The 8,295-nt window shown below is 71.4% G+C and carries 9 protein-coding genes; 7 read left to right on the forward strand and 2 right to left on the reverse strand.

From position 1 onward, the window contains the following. Positions 1-15: 15 nt before the first annotated feature. Positions 16-405 (reverse strand): GroES family chaperonin, encoded by a 390-nt coding sequence (locus AC08ON_RS13265; RefSeq protein ID WP_476617077.1) that lies wholly within the window; start codon positions 403-405, stop codon positions 16-18. A gap of 422 nt (positions 406-827) precedes the next feature. Here AC08ON_RS13265 and AC08ON_RS13270 point away from each other — a divergent pair, with 422 nt between their 5' ends. The 4 genes from AC08ON_RS13270 (at position 828) to AC08ON_RS13285 (ending at position 5,264) form a co-directional block, all read left to right on the forward strand. Further along, positions 828-1,493 (forward strand): hypothetical protein, encoded by a 666-nt coding sequence (locus AC08ON_RS13270; protein ID WP_476607674.1) that lies wholly within the window; start codon positions 828-830, stop codon positions 1,491-1,493. A gap of 1,519 nt (positions 1,494-3,012) precedes the next feature. Then, positions 3,013-3,141 (forward strand): hypothetical protein, encoded by a 129-nt coding sequence (locus AC08ON_RS13275; RefSeq protein WP_023841030.1) that lies wholly within the window; start codon positions 3,013-3,015, stop codon positions 3,139-3,141. Between the two features lie 305 nt (positions 3,142-3,446). Continuing rightward, complete coding sequence (locus AC08ON_RS13280) at positions 3,447-3,875, forward strand: ATP-binding protein (protein ID WP_011435370.1); 429 nt, start codon at positions 3,447-3,449, stop codon at positions 3,873-3,875. Positions 3,876-3,938: 63 nt separating this feature from the next. Continuing rightward, a complete protein-coding gene (locus AC08ON_RS13285) occupies positions 3,939-5,264 on the forward strand; it encodes a lysylphosphatidylglycerol synthase transmembrane domain-containing protein (RefSeq protein ID WP_476617076.1) in 1,326 nt (441 codons plus the stop codon). 50 nt (positions 5,265-5,314) lie between these two features. Here the strand turns inward: AC08ON_RS13285 and AC08ON_RS13290 are convergent, their stop codons facing one another. Then, positions 5,315-5,740: a DUF3618 domain-containing protein gene (locus AC08ON_RS13290; protein WP_476607676.1), complete on the reverse strand. Its 426-nt coding sequence runs from the start codon at positions 5,738-5,740 to the stop codon at positions 5,315-5,317. A gap of 592 nt (positions 5,741-6,332) precedes the next feature. Between AC08ON_RS13290 and AC08ON_RS13295 the strand changes: the two genes are divergently transcribed. From AC08ON_RS13295 to AC08ON_RS13305, 3 genes are read left to right on the forward strand one after another with little or no spacing between them, the layout of a single operon-like run. Continuing rightward, positions 6,333-6,959, forward strand: coding sequence for an SCO family protein (locus AC08ON_RS13295; protein ID WP_476607677.1), 627 nt, complete (start codon positions 6,333-6,335; stop codon positions 6,957-6,959). Then, a complete protein-coding gene (locus AC08ON_RS13300) occupies positions 6,956-7,522 on the forward strand; it encodes a DoxX family protein (RefSeq protein ID WP_476607678.1) in 567 nt (188 codons plus the stop codon). Before AC08ON_RS13295 ends, AC08ON_RS13300 begins: the two co-directional genes overlap by 4 nt. Further along, a complete protein-coding gene (locus AC08ON_RS13305; protein WP_476607679.1) occupies positions 7,479-8,291 on the forward strand; it encodes a DsbA family protein in 813 nt (270 codons plus the stop codon). Before AC08ON_RS13300 ends, AC08ON_RS13305 begins: the two co-directional genes overlap by 44 nt. The last annotated feature ends 4 nt before the right edge of the window (positions 8,292-8,295 follow it).

Below are 8,295 nucleotides of genomic sequence, written 5' to 3' on the forward strand. Positions count from 1 at the left end.
TCTAGGAAACTCCCGCTAGAGATACAGACCCGTCAGGCCGTCGTCCAACCGCTCCGCCGCGACGGCGTGCACGTCCCGCTCCCGCAGCAGAACGTAGGTGGTCGAGTGCAGCTCCACCTCGGCCCGGTCCTCGGGGTCGAACAACACCCGATCGCCAACCTGGATGGTCCGCACGGCCGTCCCCACCGCGACGACGTCCGCCCAGGACAGGCGCTTCCCCATATGCGCGGTCGGGGGGATGACGATGCCCGCCTTCGACCGCCGGCCCACGGCATCCTCACGCGGCTCGACCAGCACGCGGTCGTGCAGGAGCCTGATTGGCAGCGCGCCGGACTGCATGACACCCGATTGCGTGCCCACCCCAGCCGCGCCGACCCCGTTGACACCGCTGGACACAACGTTCACAGGGTCGGACACTACCCGCCTTCCAATCACCGGTGACACCCCAGGCGGCATTTCACGACCGCCCGATCGACCGACCACGTCCGCCGGCCGCGACTTTCCACGCCTCCCGGCCGGCATCCACGCACCCCACACCTCCTCACCGGAGGGGCCCGCCCGGCCGTCCTGATTCCCCGCCAACGTTCCGCCCGGGAATGCCCTCGGGTGACGGGACGCGACGAAGAACGCGATACCCCCACTTCGCCTTATCGGAGCAGAGCCAGCCGAACCTCCCCGGATGGGGAATGGTCTCCCAACGCGGTATAAGCTGCCGCCCATCGCCGCCCGGGCTGGCGCTGACGGGGGCGAGCCGGTCACCCCTCGATCGTCCGTTGGCGCCCAGGTAACCGTCGGCACGTAACGAACCTCAGGGATGGGGCAGGATCATGGCACTGCGTATCAGCGTCGACCTCGATGGGCTACGGTGGGCCGATCTGTTCCGCTTCGTCGATCTCGCCCGCAGCGGCGGCATCAGCGCGGAGGACCAGGTTGACGTCATCACCTACGGCAGTGACCCGATGTCGGTCAGCCTGTCGGCCCGCATCTACCCGGCATCCGAGGGGTTCCTCTCCACGGAGCAGTCGGACACCTCCGGCGACAGCATGCGCGGCGCCCCGCTCTCGATCAGCCCCGGGGCCGGCAGTCCCAACGGCTCGGAGTTCGCCTACGACGGTCCCACCGACCGCGCGGCCTCGGCCAACGGTGCCCACTACCCGGCGTTCGACAACGCCGCGGACCGTGCGGTCCCGCAGAGCAGCAACGGCCTGCCGTCCTCCTACGGACCCGGGTACGACGGACCCGCCGAGCGGGGCACCCAGGCGGCGGGGGGTGGGCACTATCCCGCGTTCGACGGCCAGCCCGACCGCATGCCGCCGGGTGCCGGCGGGCAGTTCGCGGGTTTCGAGCCGTTCGACCGGTCCGCGCCGGGCAAGGAACCCGGAGGTGCCCCCGGGCAGGTCGAAAGTCCCTACATCGAGGAGTTCGCCAGGCTTCAGGAGGGTCTGATGCGGCAGGTCCGCCGCACGGACGAGGTCCGGCCGGACCGGTCCTGATCTGCGATCAGCGCCTCCCCGCGGCCACGCCGTCCGGACTCCGGCTCGTACTCCGGCTCGGCATGACCATGCGGCCCGTCCCGGCGAACCCACTTCCCGCCCTCACCGCACGTAAGGGAGAGGGAACCATCAGCGGCATCTGGCACCGCGGGTCAGAAACGGAACGTGAGTCAGCGGTGACGGTAAACCCGAACGGGCTACACCCTTCGTGCCCGTTGGCCCGCTATGGTGCATGCTGCCGGTGATGGAGGATCCGCGCCTTGCTGACGTCGAGCAATATCACGGGCGACTGCGCTCGGAGCTCGACATCATCGCCCGTGGGCCGGTCCTGGCCGGCCCGAAGATCGTCGAGCATATTCACTCGCTGATCACCCTCATCGACCTTCATCAGCCGAATGAGTTCGACCTCTGCCTGAGCTGCGACCGTCTCTGGCCCTGCGCGTCGATCATCGCGATCACCGGCATGTCGCCGGGCGCCGCACCGGACAGCCGGGCGGTTGACGAGGCCAGGATGTTCCCTCCGGCGCGCCCCGCGGCCAGACCGCCCGCGCCGCAGTCGCCCCCGCCACCGCAGTCACCCCCGCCACCGCAGTCACCGGTCAGGCCGCCTGTCCCGGTTCCTGGACAGTTCCCCGAGCCGATGCCCGGGGCGGCTGCCCACCTGCCCATGGGGTCCCCGGCAGACTCCGACCACCCGCCGTCCGGCGGATACTCCGACCGTTCGGGCTACCCGCCCCCGGCCGCCCATCCCGCCCAGCGGGGTGCTCCGCGGCCAACCGGTGCCCGGCCACGACTGCCCGGCCGGCGGCAACATGCTCCCAACGGATACTCCTCGGACCGGCATCCGACGGGCGGGTACCCCACGGACCGGGACCGGTCCGCCGCGGACGGCTGCCCGCCGGCCGTAAACCCGTCGGTAGGCCGGGACGATGTCGTCGTGCCGTCATCCCGGCCCGCTCCCTCGATCTCCGGCCCGGTCGAGATGGCCACGGCCAGGGCCGAGACGCCGCGCCCGATGACCGGAACCGGGCCAGGCGGCCCGTCGGACCCCGGTCCCGCGGTGCCGGGGCCCGGACGCCGCCAGGGCCGGCCATCACCCCAGCCGGGGCCGACGCCGCCGGAATCCACCCGGTCGGGATCTATGCGGCCGGGATCCACACACCGCGGGCAGCCCGACCGCGGACGGCCGGGCCCGGCCGAGTCCCCGGGACGCCCCGCGGAGAACGGGGCGAGAGCCTGGGCAGACCGTCCCCGAGCACCGCGGCGGCGCGCGGAACCGGGTGGGCAGCCGACGAGGGACCAGCCCGGCCCACGGCCCATCGGCCGTCCCGACCACCCCGGGCCGGCCTTCGATCGGAACCCGACCCCGCCCGACGGGCGCGCCCCGGACGGAACCGGTGGTGTACCGCATGGCTCCGGTAGCCGGTACGCGCAACCTGGGATCGACCCGCCGAACTCGTCACACCCCGGTCGGGCTGCCATGCCGCGAACAGCCGCGCGAGCGGATGCGGATGCGGACATGGTGCCGTCCCCCCGCAGCGATCTGTCGGCGGCGGCGGCCCGCATCGACCAGACCGCGGTCGACGAGGTCACGCGGGCCTGGATGGCTCGCCGCGAGTCGGTGCTGGACGGCATCGACGTCATCTGACGCCATCCCCGACGCGGTCACCCGCCCGGCCGTCCCAGCGGGGGAGGCCGACCCGCCCCGGCCCGGCACCCCGGCCCGGCACCCCGGCCCGGCACCCGGCGGGGGAAGCGCCGATGCCGTCCTCGGCGCGTCGCGTCGCCCGGACGTCCCGGTCGCGGTATCCAGATGCGTCGCGTGGCCGTTGCCCGGCTCGACGACCACAGAGGGTCAGGTTTGGGGGGGCGGTCATGGTGGCAGTAACGCGACGCGGCAGACCCCCGCACCGGAACGACGACCGTGACTGACAATCCCCCGGAAGGTGAGGCGTGGCCGAAGCTCTCAGCGCACGCTTCGACCTGCCCGCCGATCCCCGCGCCGCCAGCCGAGCCCGCCGGCTGGTCACCGAGCTGCTCGCCGCTTGGGGCCGCCCGGAGACCGTCGAGGTCGCGCAGCTACTCGTCAGTGAGGTCGTGACGAACGCGGTGCGCTTCGTCGGCGCCCGCGCCGCCCTGTGCCTCACACTGTCCCTGCGCGACGACCGGATCCGCATCGCGGTCGACGACGGAAGCTCGCTGTGGCCGGTGCTGAAGCCCGCCCACGACGACGACGAGTCGGGCCGGGGCCTGCATCTGGTCGCCGCGCTGGCAATGCAGTGGGGCGTCGTCGAGGTACCGGATACCCGGGGGTCAGGCAAGCAGGTCTGGTTCGACCTGCCACGCCAACAGGATCCGATCGAGGCGGTCTGCGGCTCCTGACCGGGGCCGCCGACCGATTCCTCCCGAAGCGTCGTCGCGCGACTTCCGGTGGCCAGGTTGGCAATGAGACTGCTTCAGCTGCTGTTCAGCCAAGCCGCATACCGTCAAGCCGCGTACCGTGACGTACGTCTCCTCTGCATCACGACCGTGACCGCGCCTGTCGATCCTACGGGGGTAGTCATCGAGACTCCGGTCCTGCTCGGCGCTGTCAGCGCCGGGAGCGCCGCCACGCCCGCGCCCCCGCTTCCACCGCCGGTGGTGCTGACCCGGCAGCTACTACGACGCTCCGGTGCCCACCCGAGCGACGACTCCGACGACGTGGCTGCAACGACACCGAGCTCTGCAACGACACCGAGGGGCGAGCTCGTCGCATCCCCGGCCGGTGACGTCCACGTCTTCGCCGAACCGCTCGCGCTCCGTCTCGGACCGGTTCGATCGTCCCGCTCCCGGCGGCGCAACGTCCTGCTCGCCGGCGTGCTCGCCATGCCCCTCACCATCCTGGCCGTGCGCTTCCGCGGCGACATGGCCTCACGGCTGGCCGGCGTTCCCGCGCCCCGCTGGCACTGGCTCGTCATCTGCGCGCTTTCCTCGGTCCTGTTCTACTTCGCCAACGGCCTGTCCATGCGGGCGGCCAGCGGCCTGCGGATCGAGCTACGCACCGTGACCGGTCTGCAGGTCGCGGCAGCGGCGGCAAACCGGATCGTGCCCGCGGGTCTCGGGGCCATCGCGATCCATCTGCGTTTCCTGGAACGGCGCGGGATGACGCGTCCCGCGGCCCTGGCGGCCATCACGTCGATCAAGGTGGCCGGCGGGGTGGCGCACCTCGGGGGCATCGTCCTGGTCGCCGGCACCCTCAGCGACTCGGGCATCGGGGCGGCCGTGGCCAACCCGCTGCGGTCCACTGTCCAGGGGCTCGGGCCGGGGCCGTTCGTGCTCGGCTGTGGGGCGGTCTGCGCGCTCGTGACGGGCACCGTGGCCCATCCACGGATCCGGTCGAAGGCCCGGCCGGCGGTGCGGGCCTTCGACACCCATCTGAAGATCCTCGCCCATTCCCCGTGCCGGGCTCTGCTGCTGCTGCTGTCCCAAACAGGGACACGCTTCTTCCAGATCCTCGCGCTCGCCTGCACGGTCTGGGCATTCGGCACCAGCATGACGTTGCTGTCCGTTGCCGTAGTCTACCTCATCGGCTCGATGGTAGCCGGCGCGGCGCCGACAGCCGGCGGCATCGGCGCGATCGAACCGGCACTGGCCTTCGGGCTCGCGGCCGCGGGCGGTACGGCGGCGTCCATGTTCACCGCGGTCCTCGTCTACCGCCTGATCAGCTTCTGGCTGCCGGTGCTGCCGGGGTTCCTCATGCTGGCCTGGCTGCGCCGCACCGGCGACCTGTAGGCGGGGGGCGCGACCGGCCCGGGAGCGGCCCAGGCGGGCGGGTGGGCCGCTCACCCGCGCCGGGACGACCGGCGACGACGGCGATGACGGATCCCACCCACCAGGAGCAGCACACCTCCACCCACGAGAACGACCCGCTCCCAGCGCACCACCCGGACCACGGTGGCGCCGCCAGAGGGGCCGGGCACCGCCCTGCCGTCCAGCGCACCCCCGGTCAGCGTGCCCGCGTCCCCCCGCCGGGCCACGCCATCGGCTCCGACGCCGGCTTCCAGTTCGGGAAGCGCCGGCCCCGGGCCGATCCCGAGGACCGGACCGTACCTGTGGCGCAGTTCGGCGGTCTTCACCCGCAGCTGCATCTGGGCCCGCTCGGCGACGCGGCGCGGGCTGACGATCTCCGTGATGGAATCGATCGTCTCCGCCAGTTCGGCGCGGGTCTCTTCGATCTGCTGCTGGATCACGGCCGGGTCCTGCGGCACCGATGTCACCCTTTCGTCCGTTGCGAATGGCGGACGCGCTCCCGCGGCTGGCGTCGATCGGCGTCGATCGGCGTCGATGGACGCCACGGACATCTCCGTCGGGTGCGACCGGCCTGCAACGATCGTGCCAGACACATCACCGCCCGGCGAGACCAAACCGCCAGTGGCGCGACACGTCACGCGGGCGCACTGACGCACGGCGTCTCGCCCCGTCCGGTCCCGGTCTCCGTACCACGCAGCTGGCGCAGCTGGCGCCGCAGGCGGAAGCGACTGCACACCGGAATCCGTCCGGCGGGACATTACGCTGAACGTTGTGCGCGACGGCCAGCGGTGCTCTGGCCCGGGTGGACATCGCCCCGGGCGACTCCCACCATCAGCACCTGCCGCGGTCAGGCGGACACGTTTTCCGTGGCCCCGATCCGTCCTGCCCAGCCCTGCCCTGGAGCGTCATGGCCCCAGTCCATCATCCTCGTCACGACACGGGTTCCCGTCACGACACGGTTCCCCGTCTGGACAGTTCCCCCCGTCGCGCTCCCGGCGGCGCAGTCCGGCGCTGGCCGGAACCATTGCCACGGTCCTGGTCGCTTCCTCGATGGCGCTGCTCACCGCCTGCGCCGGCTCGGGAACCGACACCGGAGTGAAGATCGTCGATGTGGGCAACGGCGGCGACGGCAGCCTGCACGGCACCGTCCCGGCCAGGCGGCTGGCCAAGCCGGCCCTCAACCTCACCGACACCGACGGCCGTCCCTTCGACCTGCGCACACGCACGCAGGGGAAGATCACCATGCTGTTCTTCGGCTACACCCACTGTCCGGACGTCTGCCCGACCACGATGGCGGACCTCGCGTCGGCACTCGGCGAGGTGAAACCGGACGTGCGTGACCAGGTGACGGTCGTCTTCGTGACGACCGACCCTGATCGGGATACGGGGGCGGTCCTCAGCCGTTGGCTTGAACAGTTCAACGCAACCTTCATCGGCGTCCGCGGCCCGTTCGACCGGATCCGTACCGAGGCCGAGGCCTTGGGCGTTCCCCTGGAGAAACCGGAGGTCCAGGCCGACGGCTCCGTTCTGGTCACCCATGGCGCCCAGGTCATCGTCTTCTCTCGGGATGACAGGATCCGCGCGCTGTACCTGGCGGGGACCAGCGTCCAGGAATACATCGACGACCTGCCCACACTGACCGCCAAGCGGTCCGGATCAGAAGAAGCACGGTCTTGAATCCGATCACCTACAGCCTTGTCACCCCCATGCAGCCGGCCAGTCGCGCCGTCTCCACAGTGTTGCGCCTCGGCCTCGGCGTGGTCTGGCTGGTCGCCGGGCTGTTGAAGGTCAACGACCCGGACGGGATGGTGCGCTCCGTGCGGGCGTTCCGCATCCTGCCCGATGCCCTCGTGCAGCCGATCGCGTACGGCGTCCCGTTCCTGGAGATCGCCTTGGGGATGCTGCTCGTCGTGGGGCTCGCCGTGCGGCTGTCCGCCTTCGTGTCCGCGGTGATGTTCGCCGTCTACATCGCAGCGATCGCGTCGGCCGCCGCCCGGGGGCTGCGGATTGACTGCGGCTGCTTCTCCTCCGGGGGTGATCTCACTGCCGACGCCCCGACTCACTACACCTCCGAGCTGATCCGCGACAGCCTGCTGCTCGCCGCCGCCGGGCTGCTGGCCTGGCGGCCGAGCGGCTACCTGGCGGTGGACCGTCTCCTCGACCAACCAGTGAACGATCTTTCCGGGAGTACCGCTGATGGCTGCGAAGTCGAAGAAGGCACCGTTGACGACCGGCGGTAGGGCCCCTGGCGGCGGCGCGAGGCCCGACGCGACCCCCCCGGCAGGTGGAGGCAAGACGGTCAGCGGACAGGAGCGACGGGCCAAGGCCGCGGCGGCGCGGGCCGCGGCGGCAGCGCGGGAACGGCGACGGCGGCGCGGCATCATCACCGGCGTGGTGCTGGCCGTTCTCGTCCTAGTCGGCGTGATTGGCTTCGCCGTCCAGAACTCCCGCGAGGAGTCGAAGCCGGTGGTCCTGCCAGCGAGCGCCACCGGCACCGATCACGGCATCGTCGCCGGCAAGGCGTCCGCGCCGGTCACCGTCGACCTGTACGAGGATTTCCAGTGCCCCATCTGCGGGACGCTGGAGAAGACAACCGGGCCGACCATCGGCAAGCTCCTTGACGACGGCAAAATCAAGATCGATTACCACATGATGTCGTTCATCGGGCCGGAGTCGAAGCGGGCAGCGAACGCGGCGGCGGCAGCCGCCAACGAGGGCGGGTTCCGGCAGTTGCACGATGTGCTGTACGCGAACCAGCCCGAGGAGCGCACCGGCGGCTTCACCAACGACACGCTCATCACGCTCGGGGCGAAAGCGGGGCTGACCTCGCAGGCGTACCGGAAAGCGGTCAACGAGGGGACCTACGACGGGTACGTCGCCAAGGTTGACGAGGACGCATCGAAGGCCGGCGTCACCGGCACGCCGACCGTCTTCGTCAACGGCAAGCGGCTGTCCGGGGAGCAGCTCACCCCGGAGGGCTTCCGCGCGGCGGTCGACGCGGCAGCCTAATGAG

This window comes from Frankia sp. CoWAU3 (assembly GCF_977971855.1).